Here is a 22,969-nt window from a genome sequence, read left to right on the forward strand (position 1 = left end):
TCTGATTGGAATAAATGAGAACCGCGTCAGAAACCTGAATCCAAGAGAAAATCTGATTAGCCAAAACAGAGTTTGCATCCGAATCCGAATGAATCATTTACATGGTGAATGGCAATGTCTGCAATGATGTTAATTTAGCCAAATAAATCCATTCTTACTTCATTAGCGGTTTCCTTTTTGAAATGCTCCTCAAATGATATAATGATTGAATGGAAAGATAGAATGGAGGAACTATGTATGTATGATGTTCGCGCGTGGCACCATGCGTTTAAGCTCGACCCTAATAAATATATATCTGATGAAGATTTAGAGAAAGTGTGCGAGTCTGGCACGGACGCGATTATTATTGGGGGGACAGATGGCATTACGCTTGAGCGGGTGCTTGATCTTATGGGGCGTGTTCGTAGATATACAGTTCCATGTGTGTTAGAGGTTTCCACAATTGAGTCGATTACACCTGGGTATGATTTGTTTTTTATCCCGACGGTTTTAAATAGTAAAGATTCCAAATGGATTAATGGAATGCACCATCAAGCAGTTAAGGAATTTGGCGAGATCATGAATTGGGACGAGATTCTTATGCAAGGATATTGCGTGCTAAATGAAGATTGTAAAGTCGCTCAATTAACGAGTGCGGATACGAATTTAACGATTGAAGACGTCAAAGCCTATGCAATGATGGCGGAAAAAATGTTTCATTTACCGATTTTTTATCTGGAATATAGCGGTACTTACGGCAATGTAGAAATAGTGAAAGAAGTAAGTCGAACATTAGAAGAAACAATATTATTTTATGGTGGCGGGATTACCTCTGTGGAACAAGCAAGAGAAATGGGCGCTTATGCAGATGTAGTTGTCGTTGGAAATGTCATTTATGATGATATTAAAATCGCATTAAAAACAGTAGAAGCTGTGAAACAATAAATCTTGATTAACCAAATTAATCAAGATAGACTAAAAATAGAACAAATGTTTGTATGGTGGTGAAGAAAAGGAATGCAATATTTATCTAATAAATTATTAAATGGTTTGAATAAGGAGCAGCAACAGGCTGTAAAGGCAACAGATGGACCTTTGCTTATTATGGCTGGAGCAGGAAGTGGTAAGACGCGTGTACTTACCCATCGCATTGCTTATTTAATGGTAGAGAAGGGCGTGAATCCATATAATATTTTAGCAATCACGTTTACGAATAAGGCCGCAAGAGAAATGAGAGATCGTATTCGTGCGATGATGGGCGGTGTGGCTGAAGAAATCTGGATTTCTACTTTTCACTCTATGTGTGTGAGAATATTACGTCGTGATATTGATCGGATTGGGTTCAATCGTAACTTCACAATATTAGATTCTACTGATCAGCAATCTGTTATTAAGAATATCTTAAAAGAGCGGAATTTAGATCCGAAAAAGTTCGATCCTAGAGCAATTTTAGGGACGATTAGTTCTGCAAAAAATGAACTAATTGAACCAGAGGAATTCGCCAAGACTGCCGGTGATTATTTCTCCCAAGTGACAAGTGATGTGTATACAGATTATCAAAAACGTCTGCGAAAGAATCATGCATTAGACTTTGATGATCTTATTATGAAGACGATTCAATTATTTAATCGCGTCCCTGAGGTATTAGAATACTATCAACGTAAATTCCAGTATATTCATGTGGATGAATATCAAGATACGAATAGAGCGCAATACATGCTAGTAAAATTATTAGCGAATCGTTTCCAAAATATATGTGTGGTTGGAGACTCGGATCAATCTATTTATAGATGGCGCGGGGCAGATATTGCCAATATCTTATCCTTTGAAAAAGATTATGCGCAAGCACAAGTCATTTTGCTAGAACAAAACTATCGATCCACACAAAGAATTTTAAACGCAGCTAACGGTGTCATTGATAAAAACATGAATCGTAAAGCGAAAAACTTATGGACGGAAAATCCTGAAGGAAATAAAATTCAGTATTACCGTGCAGATAGTGAGCAAGGCGAAGGACAATTTGTCGTAAGTAAAATAAAAGAATTAGCGCAAAGTCAGAATCGTAAGCTTGCCGATTTTGCTATTCTATATCGCACAAATGCCCAATCCAGGGTTATGGAGGAAATGCTATTAAAGTCGAATATTGAATATGCGATTGTTGGCGGAATTAAGTTCTATGATCGTAAAGAAATTAAAGATGTATTGGCTTATTTACGATTAATTGCCAACCCTGATGATGATATTAGTCTACAGCGAGTGATTAATGTGCCTAAAAGAGGGATTGGTTCTGGATCAGTTGATAAGATTGCTAATTTTGCAACCATGCATGATATGACAATGTTTGAAGCACTCGAATCCATCGAATTAATTGGCTTAAGCCCAAAAATCACAAAATCTGCTATAGAGTTTCGTGATTTAGTAAAGAATTATACACAAATGCAAGAATACTTATCTGTGACAGAATTGGTAGAGGAACTGTTGGACAAGTCAGGCTATCGTGACATGTTAAAAGCGGAGAAATCGATCGAGTCTCAAAGTCGTTTGGAAAACTTAGATGAGTTTCTATCTGTAACGAAGAATTTTGAAGATGCGTCCGAAGATAAAACACTTGTTGCCTTCTTAACAGATTTGGCGCTTGTTGCCGATATTGATAAATTGGATGATGACGGTGAGAAAGCGGATGCAGTTGTATTAATGACGCTTCACTCTGCAAAGGGATTAGAATTTCCAGTTGTCTTTTTAATGGGTATGGAGGAAGGTGTATTCCCTCATAGCCGTTCATTAATGGAAGAAGCAGAAATGGAAGAGGAACGTCGCCTTGCTTATGTAGGGATTACGAGAGCAGAAGAGCAGTTATTTATAACAAATGCGCAAATGCGTACACTATTTGGCCGTACAAACATGAACCCACCGTCCAGATTTATTCAGGAAATTCCGGCTGATTTATTAGAAGGATTAGAGCCAAAAGCAAAACCCCTTAATCGAGGTCAGTCCACGTTTAATAGTTCTTCAGGAAATCGTATGCAACCTGCTCGTAAAGCGGTTGTTCGCCCAGCTGTACAAAATACAGGTGGTAGCGGTATGAATTGGATAGTTGGAGATAAAGCTGTGCATGGTAAATGGGGTACTGGAACAGTTGTAAGTGTCAAAGGTGAAGGTGATGGAATGGAGCTTGATATTGCTTTTCCAAAGCCAGTAGGTATTAAAAGATTACTTGCTAAATTTGCCCCGATTTCGAAAGGTTAAAGGAAAGGGTTGAACGTCTTGGAGGAAAAGAAGGTAGAACAAAGGGTCAAGGATTTGCAAAATCTCCTTAATCAATATAATTATGAATATCATGTACTTGATCAACCATCTGTGCCTGATGCAGAATATGACCAGCTTCTTCATGAGCTAATTGCACTTGAAGAGCAACATCCAGAGTTGAAAACAGAAGATTCCCCAACGCATCGGGTCGGTGGGCAAGTATTAGATATGTTTGAAAAAGTTGAACATCGCACGCCGATGCTCAGTTTAGCCAATGCATTTAATGAGCAAGACTTAAGGGATTTTGACCGTCGTGTTCGCCAGGCAGTGGGTGAGAATATCTCATATGTCTGCGAGTTAAAAATTGATGGACTGGCTGTCTCTCTTCGCTATGAAGATGGATTGTTTGCAATCGGAGCAACGCGTGGAGATGGCTCCATTGGTGAAAACATTACCGTTAACCTTCGCACCATTCGTTCCATTCCTCTGCGGGTAAAGGAAACGGTAACCTTTGAAGTACGCGGAGAGGCGTTCATGCCTAGAAAATCGTTCTTAAGTTTAAATAAAGGAAAAGAAGAACGAGGTGAGGAACCCTTTGCGAACCCTCGAAATGCTGCTGCGGGTTCACTTAGGCAATTAGATCCAAAAATCGCTGCATCAAGAAATTTAGATATATTCGTTTATGCTATGGCTGACGAGGGGAAAACGGGTATTCGTTCTCATAGTGAAGGTCTGGACTTTCTTGACTCTCAGGGGTTTAAAACGAACAAAGAGCGCCAGAAGTGTAAAAATATAGATGAGGTCATTCAATATATCGAGAAATGGACAGAAAACCGACCAGACTTATCGTATGATATTGATGGAATCGTTATTAAAGTCGATTCATATGACCAACAGGATGAACTCGGGACAACAGCAAAGAGTCCGAGATGGGCGATTGCTTATAAGTTTCCTGCTGAAGAGGTAGTCACGCAGTTAAGAGATATTGAATTAAGTATCGGTCGCACCGGTGTTGTGACGCCAACAGCATTACTTGAACCTGTTAGAGTTGCAGGTACTACCGTGCAACGTGCATCCCTTCATAATGAAGACCTTATTCGTGAGAAGGATATTAAGCTAGGTGATTACGTTGTGATTAAGAAAGCAGGCGACATCATCCCTGAAGTTGTCAATGTATTACCTGAAAGAAGAACGGGAGAAGAAGTTGATTTTCATATGCCAACTCATTGCCCGGCATGTGAAAGTGAACTTGTGCGTTTAGAGGAAGAAGTCGCACTTCGTTGTATTAATCCGAAATGTCCTGCGCAAATAAGAGAGGGGCTTATACATTTTGTCTCACGAAATGCGATGAATATTGACGGGCTAGGGGAAAAAGTAATTAGCCAATTATTTGCAGAAAAGTTAATTGAAGATGTGGCAGATATTTATCATCTTACGTATGAACAGCTTATTCAATTAGAGAGAATGGGCGAAAAATCTGTTAACAACTTGCTAAAGGCCATTGAAGTCTCTAAGGATAATTCTTTAGAAAAATTATTATTCGGACTAGGGATCCGTCATGTGGGGGCGAAAGCGGCAAAAACACTTGCGCAAACATTTGGAGAGATGGGCAAAATCCAGCAGGCAACCATGGAGGATTTTATTAGCATTAATGAAATAGGCGATAAGATGGCTGATGCACTCGTCACATATTTTGAACAAGAAGAAGTAACATCTCTCATTCAAGAGTTACAAGATGTTGGAGTGAATCTGACTTATAAGGGACCAAAACCTGTAAATATAGCGGAATCTGATTCTGTTTTTGCTGGTAAAACCATTGTGTTAACGGGTAAATTAGAACAGCTTGCTAGAAATGAAGCCAAGGAAAAAATTGAAGCTCTAGGAGGCAAGGTCTCTGGCAGTGTAAGTAAGAAAACAGATTTAGTCATTGCCGGAGAAGACGCAGGCTCGAAATTAACCAAAGCTCAGGAATTAGGCATTACTATTTGGGACGAGGAAAAATTGATTGAGGAATTAAATTCGTAAGAGGTGAAAATCGTGAAAAAACTCATGGCAGTGTCGCTGTCATTCGTTCTTTTACTCGCCGGTTGTGCACCTAGTTTTAACCAGCAAGAAGAGGTTGTGCAAAATGAAAATGAGAGCAGCGAAGAAGAACAGGCGATCATACCAAACTTTAAAATATCCGATTCGTACTATCGGACAATCCTACCTTTTAAGCCAAGTGAGTCACGCGGTTTAGTCGTTAATAATGTGAATACAAAATATGATATTAATGAATTCGAAACAGGTTTAATGAGAGTGGCTCAGAACCATTTTGATACGGAAAAGTTCTTCTTCCAAGAAGGACAATACCTTGATAAAACCACGATTTCATCATGGTTAAGTCGCCAATATACGAAAGAACAATTAGAAGAAAAAGATATGACGGAGGAAGAGAATCTCGGTCTAAACCCTGTTGATGATGGGAAAGGGACTAAAGAAGAAAGAAACGCCCGTGCACCTCTTTATTTAGCCCATATTTTAGAACATAACTATCTTGTAAAAGATGGCGATAATAAGGTGAAGCTTGGCGGTGTCGTCATTGGTTTGGCACTTAATTCCGTCCATTATTATCAAAAAGAAGCCTACGGTGCCACGTATGAAGAAGATATTTCTCATAGTAAAGTAGAAGCAGAAGGCAAAAAGATGGCTGAGGAAATTATAAAGAGATTAAGACAACAAGAAGGGCTTGAGAACGTACCGATTACCATTGCCCTATTTGAACAATCGGAAAGAACGTCTGTCGTCCCAGGAAACTTCTTCGCCTATGCGCATGCCGCTGAGGGGAGTAACCAGCTAAGTGGTTGGGAAGATGTAAAGGAAGACTATATTTTATTCCCATCTAATACAGCCGAAGAGAAGTATCGTGAAGACTATACGAATTTCTTGAATTTCAAGCAAGATGTTGAAAAATATTTCCCTAATTTTAACGGTGTCATTGGAAAAGGTTTCTATATTGGTGATCAATTGCAACAGCTAAATATAGATATACCTATACAATTTTACGGTAAGTCAGAAAGTATCGGATTCACCCAATATGTAACAAGCAAAGTTGTTAGTATGTTTCCAGAATATATCTCTGTCCAAGTAAGCGTCACATCAGTTAACGGACCAGAATCATTAATCGTCCGAAACGCAAACGAAGCTGAACCATTTGTTCATATTTATCAATAAAACGAAAAAACGCCGCTATTTTTAAACGGCGTTTTTTTATTTGCAATGGGATTAAGGTGGTTTGAACAAAAAGACAAGGATTAAGTGCCCCAACATACTTTTCGAAGATTTTTAGAGAGTACTCTAAAGGTAGCGGAACGAATTCCACCCGCAACTAGGTATTATTCCGACAGTGACAACAAATGATTTTGCCTGTGCACTTGTACACCCCGCGTGAATCGGTCCAACCAAGGTGAAAGCAATCGAAGAAATCCATCTATCAACATCGTCATTATTATCAAATAGGTCAGCTTAGCTGAGGAAGGAGTAATCTATGCTTCCGTAGAAGAAATAGTAGAACTTTAAGGTTATTTGTGATATCAACATTTATTGCATAGAAATGATAGACCGAAGGAGGTTTTGTTATGGAAAATAGAACAGATACAGCTTCAAGAGTGATCATGGCAGAATCACACACGATTTATGAAGCATTTCTCCATCCGAAAGCTTTAGTATCATGGCTCCCACCTAAAGGAATGTCAGGTTATGTTGAAGATTTTGATCCGCGGGAAGAGGGAACTTACAAAATGACACTCTTCTATGAAGGAAACCAACCCTCATATGGAAAAACAACTGAGAACAGTGATGTGTATCAAGGGAAATTTTTAGAATTAGTTCCTGATAAAAAGATAATACAACTAGTAATATTTGACTCAGAATCGCCGGAATTCACTGGTGAAATGAAACAGACATGGCTATTTGAACCTCTTGCAAAAGGGACAAAAGTCACCATTATATGTGAAAATGTCCCTAAAGGAATAAACAAGGCAGATCATGATATCGGTTTACATTCAACATTAGAAAATCTAGCTCTATTTGTGGAATAATTTTAGGTATGACCTTTACTAAAAAAACACCGACTAAATTTATGTAGTCGGTGGGTTATTTCTCATTCACTTAAGCATTTGTTTAGGATTTCGAACAAGGCGCTGAAATGTGTCCATAAAAAGAGCGGTGTGATAACCGTCACAGACAGCATGATGAACCTGTAGTGAAAGTGGTAAATAAATATTTTCATTCTTATTGAAAAATTTACCCGCAGTAACTATTGGCAGGAGGTAATTTGGATTTGTATTTATATTTAAGTTAAATCCAGTGAAAGTAGTCCATGGAATCATAGATATATTAACGACATTTTCAGGTACGGGTGCTTTAGGAAACAATTTTCCTGTACCAGTATATAACTCAGTATCGGTCACATAATCCATGTGGAACCTTTCAAAGCCTTCATCGATATCGGTGAAAATAGCGGAAAATAACGCTGACTCCTTGTCAAAAATCGTATACATAGGAATTACTCTGTTCCAGTACCCTAACTCACCTTTAGCAGTAACATTCATTCTAAAATGTTTATTTGTATTGACAACTTGTGTGATTAAAAAAATAAAAGCAGGATAAAATTGATATCCTTTTTCTTTAGTAAATTGGTATAGCTCAGTAATATCAATGTTATTAGTGATACTAAAGCTAGTTTGTTGGTTTAAGAAATGATTGAAAACCTCTTTACGTTCCCAATTATTTATGTCGATTTTAGTGAATTTCATCTTTTAATGCCTCCTAAAATATATTCTGATTTTAGGAGGCTATAAGAACTGCTTTTTTCATTGGTCCCATTCCTTTAGTTTATTTAAATAATCCTAACATATGTAATATGCTTTAGCACCTATATATATACAATCTATATTCAAAAAAGGAGTAGCCACCCGTTGGAACTCCTATTAACAATGAGATCATGTATATCACGGGTGGGTAGATAATAATTGTTTATTTTCCACATGCAAATATCCGGTAGCCCAATAGCTCATTATATTTCAATAATAGGTTAAAATGTTCGTTCATTACGGTATAAAGCTCTCGTTCAATGTGCTTTGAATAAAGAAAATCAGGGTTGGGATTGTATTGGAGCATCGACTGATTTTGACCACTTACGCGAATGTTCGTAAATCCTGCCCCTTCAAATAAACGCTGCCATTCTGCTTCGGTGAGGACAGAGTTGATCCCATAGAATCGATTGATTTCATCTGCTATCCATGGAGGGAGTGAGACATTGGCAGTAAACTCATTAGAAATAAACCGCCCCCCTTTTTTTAATAAACGAAAAATCTCTTTAAGCGCTTTCGGTTGATTGACAAAAGTAAGGACTGATTCGCACATAATTAAATCAAATTTCTCATCTTCAAGTGGGAGTGCCTCGATAGAACCTTGGAAAATACGTACTGGAAGTTTAGCTTCCTTCATTCTATGGGTTGCTTTTTCCACCATAATAGGATTAATATCAACCCCAGTTACGTTTGCCCCTGACTGAGCAGCCAAAAAGGCGGCTGTTTGGCCAGTTCCGCAGCCTACATCTAAAATTTCCGACATAGCGTCTAATTCTTCATTCATAAGAAGCGCCTTTGTTAGTTCAAAACCACCCGGGTGCGCTCCTCCAACACCAAACTTTGATAAGAAATCTAAATAAATGGGAACCACCTCCTTTTGTATTTCTATAAGGTATGAAAAAAACAAATCTAATGTTCTTTGCCAAATGGGCTTTTACATCAGTAACAACTACCTAAAAACATCATAGTTTGTTACAGAGAGCGGTTTTAGACTCTCTTTCTACGGACTAAACCTAAAAAGGGGAAGAAAAAATGCAAAATTTTCAAAATGAACTTCAATCACTTGGAATGGATCAATATCAGGTGGGTGAATTAACACCTATTCAATATCAAGCACCAGTACCAGTTCAATTTAATGATATGCGTCGCTGTGGCGGCTGTGGTGGTTGCGGAGGTTGTGGTGGTTTTCGCTGTGGTGGTTGTGGCGGTTTTAGATGTGCAGGCTGTTTTGGTTGTTTTGGTTGCTTCGGGTTCTTTATTTAACAATTCCTTTTTTAAAGGCAAGTGTCAGTGTAAGTTACCTTCGTTCTCTCGTCACAAAATGAATAATGAAGCGTGTGTAAACACTCTACAAGTCCCTATGTTAGGGGCTTCTTTTTCGTTATTCATAATGGACAAATACAAATACATAAATTATAAGGAATATTTAATGAATGCTCAGATCGAAGGAGGGGCTACATGACGAAATTGAAAGCAACCTCACGTCTCAAAGTGAAGAATGATACATTTTATCTACCAGACCCAAAGGGAGGCGTCTATTTTAGGAATAACGCCAGTTCATTTTGGATGGATGGAGGCACTATTTATCAATGGATTGAAAAGTTGATCCCTATGTTTAATGGAAATCATACTTTGGAAGAACTCACTGCGGGTTTGACCACTCCCTATCGAAACAGAGTATATGAAATTGGTGAGGCTTTACTGACGAAAGGTTATGTTAGAGATACGAGTCAAGATCAATCACACCAATTACCAGCAAGTGTTCTAGAAAAATACGCTTCACAAATTGAATTCATTGAGAGTTTTGTTGATTCAGGTGCGTATCGTTTTCAAAGGTATCGCCACGCAAAGGTATTAGTGATGGGATCTGGTTCTCTATTCATTTCGCTGACATCTGCATTGTTGGAATCAGGGCTACCAACCTTTCATGTGATGATGACAGAAGCAGTCCCAACAGACCATAAGCGGATTAATGAAATAGTGAATCATGCCAAAAAGGATGATCCTACCGTGAAAGTGGAGGAAATTCCTTACAGTAAGAATTGGAGAGAAGTAGTACAATCATTTGATTGGATATTATATGTTTCCCAAAATGGAGATATAGACGAAGTGAAGGAGATTAATCAGGTTTGTAAAGAAGAAAAGAAAGCCTTCCTTCCTGCTTTATATCTAAAGCAGGTGGGAATGGCAGGGCCTGTAGTTGATTCAGAAACAGAGGGATGCTGGGAATCTGCATGGCGTCGAATGCATGAGGCAATATTGGAACAAGAACGTAAACAACAGCCTTATTCTTCGACCGCAGGTGCTTTATTGGCGAATATTATTGTTTTTGAGTTTTTTAAGCAGGTGACAGGAGCAATGGATAAGAAAGAAAACAATCAATTCTATTTGCTAAATCTTGAAAGTTTGCAAGGTGAATGGATTTCGTACTATTCACATCCATTAGTTGAAAATCTTACTTTTAAACCTGAACTTGTCGATGATTTAAACACCCGACTTCTGAGAGAGAATACGGAACAGCCCAACACAAACAGACTGTTAGAATATTTTAGTTTATTAACTGCTAAAGAAACAGGGATTCTTCATATTTGGGAGGAAAAGGACTTAACACAGCTTCCGCTTTCACAATGTTATGTTCAAGCAGTAAATCCATTGGCAAAAGGACCGGCTACTCTTTTGAAGAAGGCTTTATGCTCGGGTCTAACACATGAAGAAGCAAGAAGGGAAGCAGGGCTTACTGGACTGGAGATGTATGTTTCACAAATAGTGAGAGGTAGAATAAGTGGATTTATGGGCATTGGTGCTGGTGAATCCCTTGCAGAAGCGGTTTGTCGTGGACTACAAGCGTATTTGGAAGAGGAAAGGCGAGGTCTTCCAGTTGACCAGCAACAATCGCTGTTACCAGTAAATCTTGAGAGGATAGAGGATCGTAGTTGTAGATATTATTTACAGTCACTGACCACCTTAAATGGTCCACCCACTATCCGTATGGGAAATGAAATATTAGGCTTTCCTGTTATATGCATAGAGTCAAATGGTTTTAAATATAGTAGTTCTGGTTTAAATATCACACTGGCACTAAGTCACGCTTTGCAAAAAGCAGTATCGAATGTACAAAATGAGGCAACGTTCCATGAGGGGGAAATAAACTCTCATTATGGTATAAGAGGGAAAGAGGCAAAACTAAACATTCCTTCATGTGAGCATTTGACAAAAAAGGAGTTATTACAATCTGCTATTTACAAATTAAAAGAGGGACATAAAGAGATCGTTGTTTACGATCTTTCTTTTGAACCATTTTTAAGAAAAGAGTTAGCTGGAGTTTATGGTGTACAGATTTGTAAGGAGGTACGCTAATGATTGTCATCGTCGGTAATGGTAAACTGGCCGATTTTGTCTATAGGCAATTGTCTAGTAATTATACAGTCGCGCGGCAAGATCTATTAACGGATTTCCCTGAAGATACAACATTGGCGCTCGTATTGCATGATAATTGGCAGCCCTCCGTTCATCAACAAGCAGAAGAAAAATTCAGAAAGGAAAATATTCCATGGCTCCGTGGCTTTGTTTCTTTTGGTGAGGGAATTATTGGTCCATTTATACAACCGGGAAAACGGGGATGTTCACGTTGCGCCGATGTAAGGCGCATCATAGGAGGTACAGATTCTAAAGAAATGTGGGGGCTTTATTATAAATTATCAGGAGAAAGTCGCCCGCAAGACGCATGGGCATCACGAACGGGACTTTGGCAAATGACAACTTTATTATGTACAGAAGTGGATTATATTCTTCAAGGAGAGATCAATCATTTAGAAAATCAACTGTTCATTACAAATCTTAAAACGTTCATGCATTCATCTCATCATTTTTCCTTTGATCCAATGTGCCCAATATGTGGAGACATTCCAGAAGATTCAGCGGAATTAGCAGAAATTAAGTTGCAATCTAGTCCGAAAATTCAAGGTGCTGGTTATCGCAGTCGTTCAATTGAAGAATTAGAAACCGTGCTATTAAGAGATTATTACGATCATCGGACGGGGGTAATCAATGGAAAAATACAGGATTGGACACTTCCTTTTGCTGATGTTCTTATGAATATGCCACTGTTTGGTGCAAGCGAGGGAGTGGCTGGAAGATCTAACTCTTATCGAATGAGCGAGTTAACAGCTATTTTGGAAGGCTTAGAGCGGTATTGCGGTATCGAGCCTAGGGGAAAAAGAAGGGTTGTACGAGGAAGTTATCTAGATGTTATGGATCAAGCCTTAAACCCTTCAACTGTTGGTTTACACTCACCTGAGTATTATGAGAATCCTCATTTTCCGTATCAATCATTCGAACCTAATAAACCAATGAATTGGGTTTGGGGTTATTCATTCTTACAAGAAAGATCTATTCTTGTCCCAGAATTACTTGCTTATTACAGTTTAGGTTGTGGGGAAGGTTTTGTTTATGAGACTTCAAACGGATGTGCAATCGGAGGTAGCCTGGAGGAAGCTATTTTTCATGGAGTAATGGAAGTCGTTGAGCGAGATTCCTTTTTACTCACTTGGTATGCGAAAATGCCATTGCCACGTCTTGATTTAAGTTCTGCAGATGACAAGGAATTGCAATTGATGGTTGATCGGGTACGTGAGGTGGCAGGGTACGACCTTCATTTTTACAATTCAACGATGGAACATGGTATCCCAAGTGTGTGGGCAGTAGCAAAAAATAGAAGAGAAACAGGTGTAAATATTATTTGTGCTGCAGGTGCTCATATGGACCCAGTAAGGGCTGTCAAAAGTGCCATCTATGAGCTAGCGGGCATGATGTTTGTTCATGATGAGAAATTAGCAACAAATAGGCAGAAATACGAGGAGATGCTTGAAGATCCGTTTAAAGTAAGAACAATGGAGGATCATGGCATGTTGTACGGTCTACCCGAGGCGGAAGAATACCTAACGTTTATTTTGAATAATCAAGGGCCATTACGTACATTTGCTGAAGAATTCAAGAAGCCACCAGTATACAACGATTTGAAAGATGACCTTCACGAAGTTCTTCAGACGTTCCGTGAAAATAATCTAGAAGTGATTGTCGTTGACCAAACAACACCAATTATTCAAGAGAATGGATTGTATTGTGTGAAGGTCATTATTCCTGGGATGTTGCCAATGACATTTGGTCATCACCTGACACGGGTGAAAGGATTAGATAGAGTACTAAAGGTGCCAAAGCAGCTAGGGTATAGGAAGAAGCACTTATCGTATGAAGAGCTGAACCCACTTCCTCACCCGTTTCCGTAATGGAAGGAGAGGAGGATGAAAGAATTGGAGTTAGATACATTTATACACAATCTCCACTTTGATACAGAGAAACTTGCTCCACCCGATTGGCAGGTCGATTGGGAAGGGGCCCCCCTTCCGTATAAATTGTACCGTGGGTTACCAGCTATTCCGTTAAACGCTAATGTACCTTCAACCCTTCACCAAAATCTAATGCCTACATTGAAGGAGGTTGGGCATTTGCTATGGTATACCTATGGAATAACTCAATATGTCCGGCTCCCTCATGACACTCAATCATTGCGGAGATTTGTCCCCTCCGGTGGGGCGCTTTATCCTAATGAAATATATGTATATATGAAACTTGAAGATGCTAAAACAGGCATCTACCATTATGATGTTGCTCATCACCGCCTCATTTTGTTACGGGAGGGAAATTTTGATACATTCGTTTCCAAAAGTTTAGGGACAGTGATTGAAGATTGTTTTTGCACTGTTTTTATTTCAACCTTCTTTTGGAAAAATTTTTATAAATACAATCATTTTTCCTATCGATTACAGGGGCTAGATACTGGGGTGCTCATTGGACAATTATTAGAAGTAGCAGATCAATTAGATTACAATACGAAAGTTTGCTATCAGTTTTTAGACGGAGCAATGAATCATTTACTAGGTCTAGCTGAAGAAGACGAAAGTGTGTACGCAGTCATTCCGATATCAACTGAAGCCATCGACCAAACGACTAAAGAAATGGTGTCCTCCCATACATTGTGCGCCGAAATAGCGCAATTAGGTCACCTACCTCATAACCTGTCAAAGACTATGGACTATCCGTTACTTAGAAAGCTCAATGAAGCTGCCATGTTCGATTCAACAGCGTCTTTTAGAAAGGTAAGGTGCCAGGGTGAAACATTCACTTCTGGTACTGATATAACCTTGCCAAATACACAAAACTATTCATATGATTTCTCATCGATTTGTAAGAAGCGGTTTTCTCCAGATGCAGACTTTATGATGGGGGAAATAAGGCAAACGACTCTAGCAACCTTGTTAAAGGAGACATGTTCCTTCACTTATCATCACGATCTTGATGATACCGACGGCCATGTTGCTGCGCGTGTAACTTTATACGGCAGCCTATACAATGTGGAGGGGATACCGAACGGGGCTTATGCTTATGACAATGAAAATCATATGCTTCGTCTATTGAAAGTAGGTGATTATCGCCCGTTTTTACATTCGGGCTTAGTGATGCCTAATGTTAATTTATATCAAGTGCCGCTTTGTATGCATGTAATAGGGGATAAAAGCCATTACAAAGATTCATTGGGTTACCGAGGATACCGTATTCAACAGATGGAGGCAGGCCTACTAACACAACGATTACTCTTGCATGCGTCTGCCTTAGATTTGGGAGGGCATCCACTATTGGGTTATTCTGTCAGTCAATGCGATCAACTCTATGAACTCGCTTCTAAAGGGAAAACGAGCTTAATTCAAATCCCGGTTGGCATGCACCGGCCTCGTGCTTGGTTGAAAGGAGGATTACGTTGATGTAGTTTACTCATCAATAACGTACCCTCTCAAATTCTTGGTAATGAAAACAAGCCTTCTAACTCAACTTAGAAGGCTTTATCAAGTATTAGTTTGCAACAAATATCTCTCTTGCCTTCTTTTCTTACCCTTTTAAACCACAATCATCTATAAAAAAGTATTTTCTATTAGAAAAAGCTTGCATCTCACGTTACGTTATCTTCTATGATTGGGTGTAGATAGAATGAGAGAGGCAGGGTATGAATGGAACAACGATATTCTTTAATGAGAAACACACCTTTTATTTTCTTATTTATTGGTAGCTTTTTGGCGATTATTGGATTTAGTATGTTTTTCATGACAACTACTTGGTTTGTAATTTCAGATTTAGGGTCTGCTAGTTCACTAGGCATGATTCTCATTGCCATTACTGTACCTAGAGTAGTTATGATGGCATTTGGTGGAGTACTTGCTGATAAATATAAGAAGACGACCATTATGTTCACTACGAGTACCATTCAAGGTGTTTTACTCGTACTCATTTTTTTACTAAACAATGCCGGTCAATTAACATTTGTTTATTTGCTTATTTTGGGGTTCTTTTTTGGAACACTAGATGCTTTTTCTGGACCAGCCGGAACCTCGTTAATTCCCAAGTTGGTACAAGTACAACAGATCAAACAAGCGAACGCAATCATTCAGGGGTTAGGTCAAATTGGTTTTATTGTTGGTCCAATTATTTCTGGGAGTATCATGGAGTTCGCTGGCGTAACAACAGGTTATTTAGTTTCAGCTATTATTGTTCTGTTGTCTGCTTTCTTTATGTTTCCACCATTCTTAAAAGAAGGTCCAGTAGACAATACAGTCAAACAAACACCACTGAAAGATTTGATCGAAGGGTTTTCTTATGTCAAAGCGAGCAAATTTTTGATTACAGGCATTCTTATTTTAATCACGTTAAATTTCTTTGCCTTTGGTGCGATTTCTATTGCGATTCCCATCTTAGTAGAGACGTACGGAGGTTCACCAATCAATCTTAGTTACATTGAATCAGCATTAGGAGTGGGGATGTTAGTTAGTACTGCTATTATTGGGATGGTTAAAATACGCCGTAGGGGGTTCACTTCTATTGTTGGTCTAATTGCAACACTAATTGTTGCGATAGCATTTAGCCAAATTCCCAATTTGTATATATTGACAGCTTTAGCTTTCTTTATTGGATTTACGATGACATTTGTTTCTATTCCATTCTTCACTTCAGCACAAGAAGATACAGACCCAAGGATTATGGGAAGAGTGATGAGTATTGTTTTCTTAGCGATGAACGGCTTTGACCCGTTGGCTTATGCCACTGTCACTTTACTCGTGTCTAAGGGAATTGATATCCAATTAGTCATTTTGTCCTTTTCTGTTATTGGATTAATCATTGCTCTAGTCACTTTATGGAAAGGAAAGACGTATAGAAATTACGAGTCAACTTATTAATGTATTTAAAACAAGAGACCACTTTAATATAAAAGAAGTGGTCTTTTGATCACTAGCATACTATTGTGAATCAACTAGGTAGATCCTTGATCAATAGGAGAAAAAAATCAATTTAATAGAAACTTTATTATTTTTCTAAAAATAGTATTAGTAGAATCATTGCTGAATTTTCTCTAATTATGGTAGTATAATAATTGTTAGGGTTAATCTTTTCACAGTCTGAAATGTGCCAATTGTAGCAACATTTCAAAATGACTGATGTGAACTTATAGGAGGATGAAAAAATGGTACAATCTTATAAGCATGAGCCATTTACTGATTTTAGCGTTGAGCAAAACCGTGAAGGGTATTTAAAAGGTTTAGAAACGGTTAAAGGTTATTTAGGTCAAGATTATGATTTATTAATCGATGGAGAACGTATCTCTACTGAAGATAAAATCGTTTCTGTAAACCCAGCGAATAAAGAAGAAATCATTGGTCGCGTTTCAAAAGCGAACCAAGAGCTAGCTGAAAAAGCAATGCAAGCTGCAGTTAAAGCCTTCCAATCATGGAAGAAAGTGAAGCCAGAAACACGTGCAGATGTGTTATTTAAAGCAGCAGCCATCATTCGTAGACGTAAACATGAATTCTCTGCCTTATTGACAAAGGAAGCAGGGAAGCCATGGAATGAAGCAGATGCTGATACAGCTGAAGCGATTGATTTCTTAGAGTATTACGCGCGTCAAATGCTTGCAATTAAAGATGGTGTGCCTGTTAACAGTCGACCAAATGAATTTAATCGTTATGATTATATTCCTCTTGGCGTTGGTATCATCATTTCTCCTTGGAACTTCCCATTAGCGATTATGGCAGGTACAACCGTTGCTGCTATTGTTGCAGGGAATACCGTTCTATTAAAACCCGCTTCTACAACGCCAATTGTGGCTGCGAAATTCGTAGAAGTTATGGAAGAAGCCGGTCTACCAAAAGGTGTACTGAATTTTGTACCAGGAAGTGGCGCAGAAGTAGGTGACTATTTAGTAGATCACAAAGATACTCGTTTCGTATCATTTACAGGATCTCGTGATGTTGGCCTTCGTATTAACGAACGAGCTTCAAAATTAAATGATGGTCAAATCTGGATTAAACGTGTCATTGCTGAAATGGGCGGTAAAGATACCATTGTTGTAGATAAAGAAGCAGATTTAGAGCTTGCTGCTCAATCAATCGTAGCTTCAGCCTTTGGTTTCTCTGGTCAAAAATGTTCTGCATGTTCACGTGCAGTCATCGTTGAAGATGTTTACGACCAAGTGTTAAATCGCGTAATCGAAATTACAAAAGAGAAACAAGCTGGTAATCCGGAAGACACAAGCAACTTTACAGGACCGGTTATTGACCAAGCTGCGTATGATAAAATCATGAGTTATATTGAAATCGGTAAACAAGAAGGAAGATTAGTAGCCGGTGGAGAAGGCGATGACTCTAAAGGTTATTTCATTCAACCAACAGTGTTCGCTGATCTTGATCCAGAAGCTCGTCTCATGAAAGAAGAAATCTTCGGCCCAGTTGTCGGTTTCACAAAAGCAAAAGACTTCGACCATGCAATTGAAGTGGCAAACAACACGGAGTATGGTTTAACGGGTGCTGTTATTACAACCAACCGTGAACATATCCAAAAAGCACGTGAAGATTTCCATGTCGGAAACCTTTACTTCAACCGTGGTTGTACAGGGGCGATTGTCGGTTACCAACCATTCGGAGGGTTCAATATGTCAGGAACAGACTCAAAAGCGGGTGGCCCTGACTACATCATGCTACACATGCAAGCAAAAACAACATCTGAAATGTATTAATCTGTCTAATCAAAAGGTGCTCACCAAAAATACGGTGAGTGCCTTTTTTTATGTACGTACCTTTACCAAATCTACTGGCAAAAGTTGACGTAGTAGTGAGCGGATGACAAACATTACTCGGCAATCCTTAGCCAGGGTGGTTATGAGTAGACTTTTACTGAAATCTGGTTGGATAGCTAGTATTAAAGAGTTTGCTCGGATAACATTGTAGGAAAATGGCAAGATAGCGGAGGAAAGCGAGATAGCGATTCCGACCGTAAGAAGCCGGGAAGATAGCTGGGGAAAGTGCGATTGCGCGTGCAACTGTATGGGAAACTGGGAAGATAGCTGGGGAAAGTGCGATTGCGCGTGCAACTGTATGGGAAACTGGGAAGATAGCTGGGGAAAGGACGATTGCACGTGCAACTGTATGGGAAACTGGGAAGATAGCTGGGGAAAGGACGATTGCGCGTACAACTGTATTGGAAACGGGAAAGATAGCGTAGGAAAGTGCGATTGCGCGTGCAACTGTATGGGAAACCGGAAAGATAGCGTAGGAAAGTCCGATTGCACGTGCAACTGTGTGGGAAAATGGAAAAGGTAGCTGGGGAAAAGACGATTGCGCGTACAACTGTGTGGGAAACTGGAAAGATAGCGTAGGAAAGTGCGATTGCACGTGCAACTCTGCAGAAACCGGAAAGATACCCGAGCAGAGCGAGTTTACTCATACAAATTGAAAGAAAAATAGCAGAGCAAAAAAGGTTTGCTTCGCTATCCTTAAAGGGTCTCCTACAGTCAAAAGAGCAAAAACCTCAAGACTCCTCATTCTAAAACTTTATAAAGACTCTTCATTAGAATTGAACTATTGCCAAACAAATGAAAGTTTTCTAGTTTGTAATTTTGAATGTTTTTTAATCTGTATTATAACAATCTTAAATTATAACCCCTTTGAAAACGTTGGTATATCAATGTTTTTATCGTAGTTGTCGATATTTGTCGAAAATAATATCAGATTATTTTGAATAAAACAGTTCCAATAATGGATTGTCTGTTATATAATACAAATTGTTAAGAGGTTATTGTAATACAACAATAAAGACGGGTTTTTTATTCAAATGATTAAAGGGAGGATTTAACAGATGGCGAATGAAAGAGTTAAACAATTACAAGAGGCTTGGGCAAATGATTCACGTTGGATGGGGATTGAAAGACCTTATTCTGCAGAAGAGGTTATTAAACTAAGAGGATCAATTGATATCGAATATACGCTTGCTCGGAGAGGGGCTGAGAAGTTATGGAAGCTCATTAATGAGGAAGATTTCATAAATGCTTTAGGTGCATTAACAGGCAATCAAGCGGTACAGCAGGTAAAAGCGGGGTTGAAGGCGATTTATTTAAGCGGGTGGCAAGTTGCTGCTGATGCGAACCTTTCTGGACAAATGTACCCAGACCAAAGTTTATATCCAGCGAATAGTGTACCAAATGTAGTGAAACGTATTAATCAAGCGCTACAAAGAGCGGATCAAATTCACCATATGGAACAAGATGAATCAATTGATTGGTTTGCGCCAATTGTAGCGGATGCAGAGGCTGGTTTTGGTGGACAGCTGAATGTGTATGAACTCATGAAAGGCATGATTGAGTCAGGTGCAGCTGGGGTCCATTTTGAAGATCAATTATCCTCGGAGAAAAAATGTGGACACCTTGGAGGGAAAGTATTACTTCCTACACAAACGGCAGTGAAAAACTTAATATCTGCTAGATTAGCAGCAGACGTGATGGGTGTACCCACACTAGTCATTGCAAGAACCGATGCGAATGCCGCTGATTTAATTACTAGTGATGTTGATCCATATGATGCCGCTTTTATTACTGGGGATAGAACACCGGAAGGGTTTTACCGGACCAAAGCAGGCTTAGATCAAGCAATTGCAAGAGGACTTGCTTATGCACCATATGCTGATCTTATCTGGTGCGAAACATCAGAGCCAAGCTTAGAAGAAGCAAAAGCATTTGCAGATGCTATTCACGAGAAGTTCCCTGGTAAACTACTAGCGTACAACTGCTCACCTTCATTTAACTGGAAGAAGAAATTGGATCAAGAAACGATTGCTAAATTCCAAGTTGAGTTAGGAAAAATGGGTTACAAATTCCAATTCGTGACATTAGCTGGTTTCCACTCATTAAATCACAGCATGTTTGAACTTGCACTAGGTTATAAGGATCGTGGAATGGCAGCTTACTCTGAACTTCAACAACGTGAATTTACTAGTGAAGCAGATGGTTACACGGCAACAAGACATCAACGTGAAGTAGGAACAGGTTATTTCGACCAAGTTTCCATGACTATTACAGGTGGTACATCATCCACAACCGCACTAAAAGGCTCAACCGAAGAAGAACAGTTTACGAAGGATGAAGAAGTTCAAGTGTAATTTTTTGTATTGCCCTAATAATAACTCCAATTTTTTGCCTCCCTATTTTAGATGGGGAGGTCTTTTTTGTGTAAAGGAGAAGGTGGCTACAAAAGTAATCTAATGCCGTTAGGGCGGAAAGAAATAGGGATTGCGAGTCACACAGAAGGAAAAGTGGAGCTGAGAGAGTAGCAAAAGAGGTTAGCGAGTCACTCAGAAGGAAACCGGAAGTTGAGTGCGTAGCAAAAGTGGTTAGTAAGTCGCTCAAGAGGAAAAGTAGATATGAGCGCGTAGCAAAAGGTGTTAGCGAGTCACTCAAAAGAAAAGCCGGAGCTGAGCGCTTAGCAAAGTGGATTAGCAAGTCACTCAGAAGAAAAAGTGGATATGAGAGAGTAGCAAAAGAGGTTAGCAAGTCACTCAAAAGGAAACCGGAAGTTGAGCGCGTAGCAAAGGTGGTTAGCAAGTCACTCAGAAGGAAAAGTGGATATGAGAGAGAAGCAAAAGTGGTTAGCAAGTCACTCAGAAAGAAAAGAGGAAATGAGCGCGTAGCAAAAGTGGTTAGCAAGTCACTCAGAAAGAAAAGAGGAAATGAGCGCGTAGCAAAAGTGGTTAGTAAGTCGCTCAGAAGGAAAAGAGGAAATGAGCGCGTAGCAAAAGAGGTTAGCGAGTCACTCAGAAGGAAACCGGAAGTTGAGCGCGTAGCAAAAGTGGTTAGCAAGTCACTCAGAAGGAAAAGTGGTAATGAGCGCGTAGCAAAAGTGGTTAGTAAGTCGCTCAAGAGGAAAAGAGGATATGAGCGCTTAGCAAAGGTGGTTAGCAAGTCACTCAGAAGGAAAACCGGAGCTGAGTGCGTAGCAAACGAGGTTAGCAAGTCACTCAGAAGGGAAACCGGAGCTGAGTGCGTAGCAAACGAGGTTAGCGAGTCGCTCAGAAAAAAACCGGAAGCTGAGTGCATATCGAAATCCAATTAAGCATATTTTCTAGGATGTTTTTGTCCAGTCTATAATAATCGATAATGTACATTTTTGTTCCTCTCACGACTGATTGTACTACGATTCAAAGTCCTCCAAAGAAAAGTAAATAATTACAGGTCCACTAATCACCTTTTGCCCAAATTTTCATACGCTTAAGTGAAAGAGTTGAGTTCAAGTCAATGGGCACGTATACTAAAACGAACATATCCATTAATCAAACGTTTGATTGATGAGGTGGAGGTAATAACGGTATGGCTGAGAAGGTTGATGATTATATTACACAAGGAATTTATGGAAAAAAAGAAACGAAGCCAGATGAACGTAGAAAATTTCTGGGCACATTGAGAGAAAGAACCGTTATCGCTTTGACACAGGCGCAAGTAAGGAAACCGGGTATCATGAAAGAAGTAAAAGAAGCGATGACAAAAAATAAACAAGCACGCGTATATTTAAATGGTCATATTGCTTATCGTGACATATCGAAGTATGCCAAACTAGCGTCTGAACAGCATATGTCATTTACCATTGTCACGAACAAGGACTACAACTCGGACCTTGGTCTTGTTCTCGCATATGATTATGCCATTGATCAAGATGACATTTATGTGCAAGAACAAACTAAGGTTTATAAAGAAGCGAATCAAACTGAGGCTGGATTTAAACAGTGGATGAAAAAAATATTTAGAAAATAAAGGGAAAGGTCGTGGGATAACGGCCTTTTTCTAATTCAACTTTGTTGAAAAGAGTGAAACTTAATTTGAAACCATCCAAACCTCATTATATAATTTTATTAAAAGATATGAGGGAGAGGTTTCTAATCGAGTTAAGGCAAATAGGTAAGAGAGTTAAGCAAGCTAGATTAAACAAGCAAATGACACAACAAGATTTAGCAGAAAAATGTGGGCTAACGAAAAGTCTAATTTCTAAAATAGAGAATGGTCAAACAGCATCTGCTGTGGCAACTTTGTTAAAAATATCTAATCAACTAGATATTCCCTTATCTTGGGTGCTTGAAGAAAATGAAAGCAAAAATTTAGTGCTATCCCCGAGTCAAAGCCGCACGACAAAGGTTGGCAATAAGGAAATGGGCTATCTATATGAAACATTAGCTAATCGATCTCCGTTCAGTAAGATTGATCCAGTTGTTGTGACGGTTTTGGAGGACTCAGCTAAAGAAGGTCCATACACACATTTAGAAGACGAATTTATATACATATTAAAAGGTTCAATTTATCTCTCTTATGATGGAGAAAAATACTTATTACATGAAGGTGATAGTGCGTATTTTGCTGGTACCATTCCACATGTGTTTTTACCAGTAGAAAAAAAGGAAGCAAAAGTATTAACCATTTTTATACAAGCAGATGAAAGATAATAGTAGGGTTTTGGATGATCTTCTCAAGAGATTCC

17 protein-coding genes are annotated in these 22,969 nt (G+C 39.0%); 15 read left to right on the plus strand and 2 right to left on the minus strand.

What is annotated here, in order from left to right:
• Nucleotides 1-237 precede the first annotated feature (237 nt).
• The 5 genes from MHI57_RS18625 (at nucleotide 238) to MHI57_RS18645 (ending at nucleotide 7,304) form a co-directional block, all read left to right on the plus strand.
• Entirely contained in the window at nucleotides 238-924 is a 687-nt protein-coding gene (locus MHI57_RS18625) for a heptaprenylglyceryl phosphate synthase (RefSeq protein ID WP_322910211.1), read from the plus strand.
• 72 nt (nucleotides 925-996) lie between these two features.
• Nucleotides 997-3,225 carry a DNA helicase PcrA gene (gene pcrA / locus MHI57_RS18630; RefSeq protein ID WP_095370708.1) on the plus strand — a complete coding sequence of 743 codons (2,229 nt, stop codon included), beginning with the start codon at nucleotides 997-999 and terminating at the stop codon, nucleotides 3,223-3,225.
• An 18-nt stretch (nucleotides 3,226-3,243) separates the two neighbouring features.
• The gene (gene ligA, locus MHI57_RS18635; RefSeq protein WP_095370707.1) at nucleotides 3,244-5,250 is read left to right on the plus strand and encodes an NAD-dependent DNA ligase LigA; all 2,007 of its coding nucleotides are present in this window, start codon (nucleotides 3,244-3,246) and stop codon (nucleotides 5,248-5,250) included.
• A 12-nt stretch (nucleotides 5,251-5,262) separates the two neighbouring features.
• On the plus strand, nucleotides 5,263-6,438 hold the full coding sequence (locus MHI57_RS18640) for a CamS family sex pheromone protein (protein WP_322910210.1): 1,176 nt from the start codon (nucleotides 5,263-5,265) through the stop codon (nucleotides 6,436-6,438).
• A 404-nt stretch (nucleotides 6,439-6,842) separates the two neighbouring features.
• Nucleotides 6,843-7,304 (plus strand): SRPBCC domain-containing protein, encoded by a 462-nt coding sequence (locus tag MHI57_RS18645; protein WP_095370705.1) that lies wholly within the window; start codon nucleotides 6,843-6,845, stop codon nucleotides 7,302-7,304.
• 66 nt (nucleotides 7,305-7,370) lie between these two features.
• Here MHI57_RS18645 and catA read toward each other — a convergent pair whose 3' ends face one another.
• Nucleotides 7,371-8,021, minus strand: a complete 651-nt coding sequence (gene catA, locus MHI57_RS18650; RefSeq protein ID WP_307315322.1) for a type A chloramphenicol O-acetyltransferase — start codon at nucleotides 8,019-8,021, stop codon at nucleotides 7,371-7,373.
• A 220-nt stretch (nucleotides 8,022-8,241) separates the two neighbouring features.
• Nucleotides 8,242-8,949, minus strand: coding sequence for a class I SAM-dependent methyltransferase (locus tag MHI57_RS18655; protein ID WP_445293206.1), 708 nt, complete (start codon nucleotides 8,947-8,949; stop codon nucleotides 8,242-8,244).
• Nucleotides 8,950-9,110: 161 nt separating this feature from the next.
• Here MHI57_RS18655 and MHI57_RS18660 point away from each other — a divergent pair, with 161 nt between their 5' ends.
• From MHI57_RS18660 to MHI57_RS18705, 10 genes are all read left to right on the plus strand, one after another.
• Nucleotides 9,111-9,341, plus strand: a complete 231-nt coding sequence (locus tag MHI57_RS18660) for a heterocycloanthracin/sonorensin family bacteriocin (RefSeq protein ID WP_095370703.1) — start codon at nucleotides 9,111-9,113, stop codon at nucleotides 9,339-9,341.
• A 195-nt stretch (nucleotides 9,342-9,536) separates the two neighbouring features.
• Complete coding sequence (locus MHI57_RS18665; protein WP_095370702.1) at nucleotides 9,537-11,435, plus strand: putative thiazole-containing bacteriocin maturation protein; 1,899 nt, start codon at nucleotides 9,537-9,539, stop codon at nucleotides 11,433-11,435.
• Entirely contained in the window at nucleotides 11,435-13,363 is a 1,929-nt protein-coding gene (locus tag MHI57_RS18670) for a TOMM precursor leader peptide-binding protein (RefSeq protein ID WP_340977719.1), read from the plus strand. Before MHI57_RS18665 ends, MHI57_RS18670 begins: the two co-directional genes overlap by 1 nt.
• A gap of 24 nt (nucleotides 13,364-13,387) precedes the next feature.
• The gene (locus MHI57_RS18675; RefSeq protein WP_328198897.1) at nucleotides 13,388-14,896 is read left to right on the plus strand and encodes a SagB family peptide dehydrogenase; all 1,509 of its coding nucleotides are present in this window, start codon (nucleotides 13,388-13,390) and stop codon (nucleotides 14,894-14,896) included.
• Nucleotides 14,897-15,139: 243 nt separating this feature from the next.
• A complete protein-coding gene (locus tag MHI57_RS18680; RefSeq protein WP_095370699.1) occupies nucleotides 15,140-16,360 on the plus strand; it encodes an MFS transporter in 1,221 nt (406 codons plus the stop codon).
• A gap of 284 nt (nucleotides 16,361-16,644) precedes the next feature.
• On the plus strand, nucleotides 16,645-18,192 hold the full coding sequence (gene pruA / locus MHI57_RS18685; protein WP_095370698.1) for an L-glutamate gamma-semialdehyde dehydrogenase: 1,548 nt from the start codon (nucleotides 16,645-16,647) through the stop codon (nucleotides 18,190-18,192).
• 1,118 nt (nucleotides 18,193-19,310) lie between these two features.
• Complete coding sequence (gene aceA, locus MHI57_RS18690) at nucleotides 19,311-20,606, plus strand: isocitrate lyase (RefSeq protein ID WP_095370697.1); 1,296 nt, start codon at nucleotides 19,311-19,313, stop codon at nucleotides 20,604-20,606.
• A gap of 227 nt (nucleotides 20,607-20,833) precedes the next feature.
• The gene (locus MHI57_RS18695; protein ID WP_340977722.1) at nucleotides 20,834-21,556 is read left to right on the plus strand and encodes a hypothetical protein; all 723 of its coding nucleotides are present in this window, start codon (nucleotides 20,834-20,836) and stop codon (nucleotides 21,554-21,556) included.
• A gap of 254 nt (nucleotides 21,557-21,810) precedes the next feature.
• Entirely contained in the window at nucleotides 21,811-22,251 is a 441-nt protein-coding gene (locus MHI57_RS18700) for a YueI family protein (RefSeq protein ID WP_340977723.1), read from the plus strand.
• 65 nt (nucleotides 22,252-22,316) lie between these two features.
• A complete protein-coding gene (locus MHI57_RS18705) occupies nucleotides 22,317-22,934 on the plus strand; it encodes a helix-turn-helix domain-containing protein (RefSeq protein WP_233435316.1) in 618 nt (205 codons plus the stop codon).
• The last annotated feature ends 35 nt before the right edge of the window (nucleotides 22,935-22,969 follow it).

Source organism: Cytobacillus sp. FSL K6-0129, from assembly GCF_038007625.1.
In the GTDB taxonomy this organism is placed as follows: Bacteria; Bacillota; Bacilli; order Bacillales; family Cytobacillaceae; genus Cytobacillus; species Cytobacillus kochii.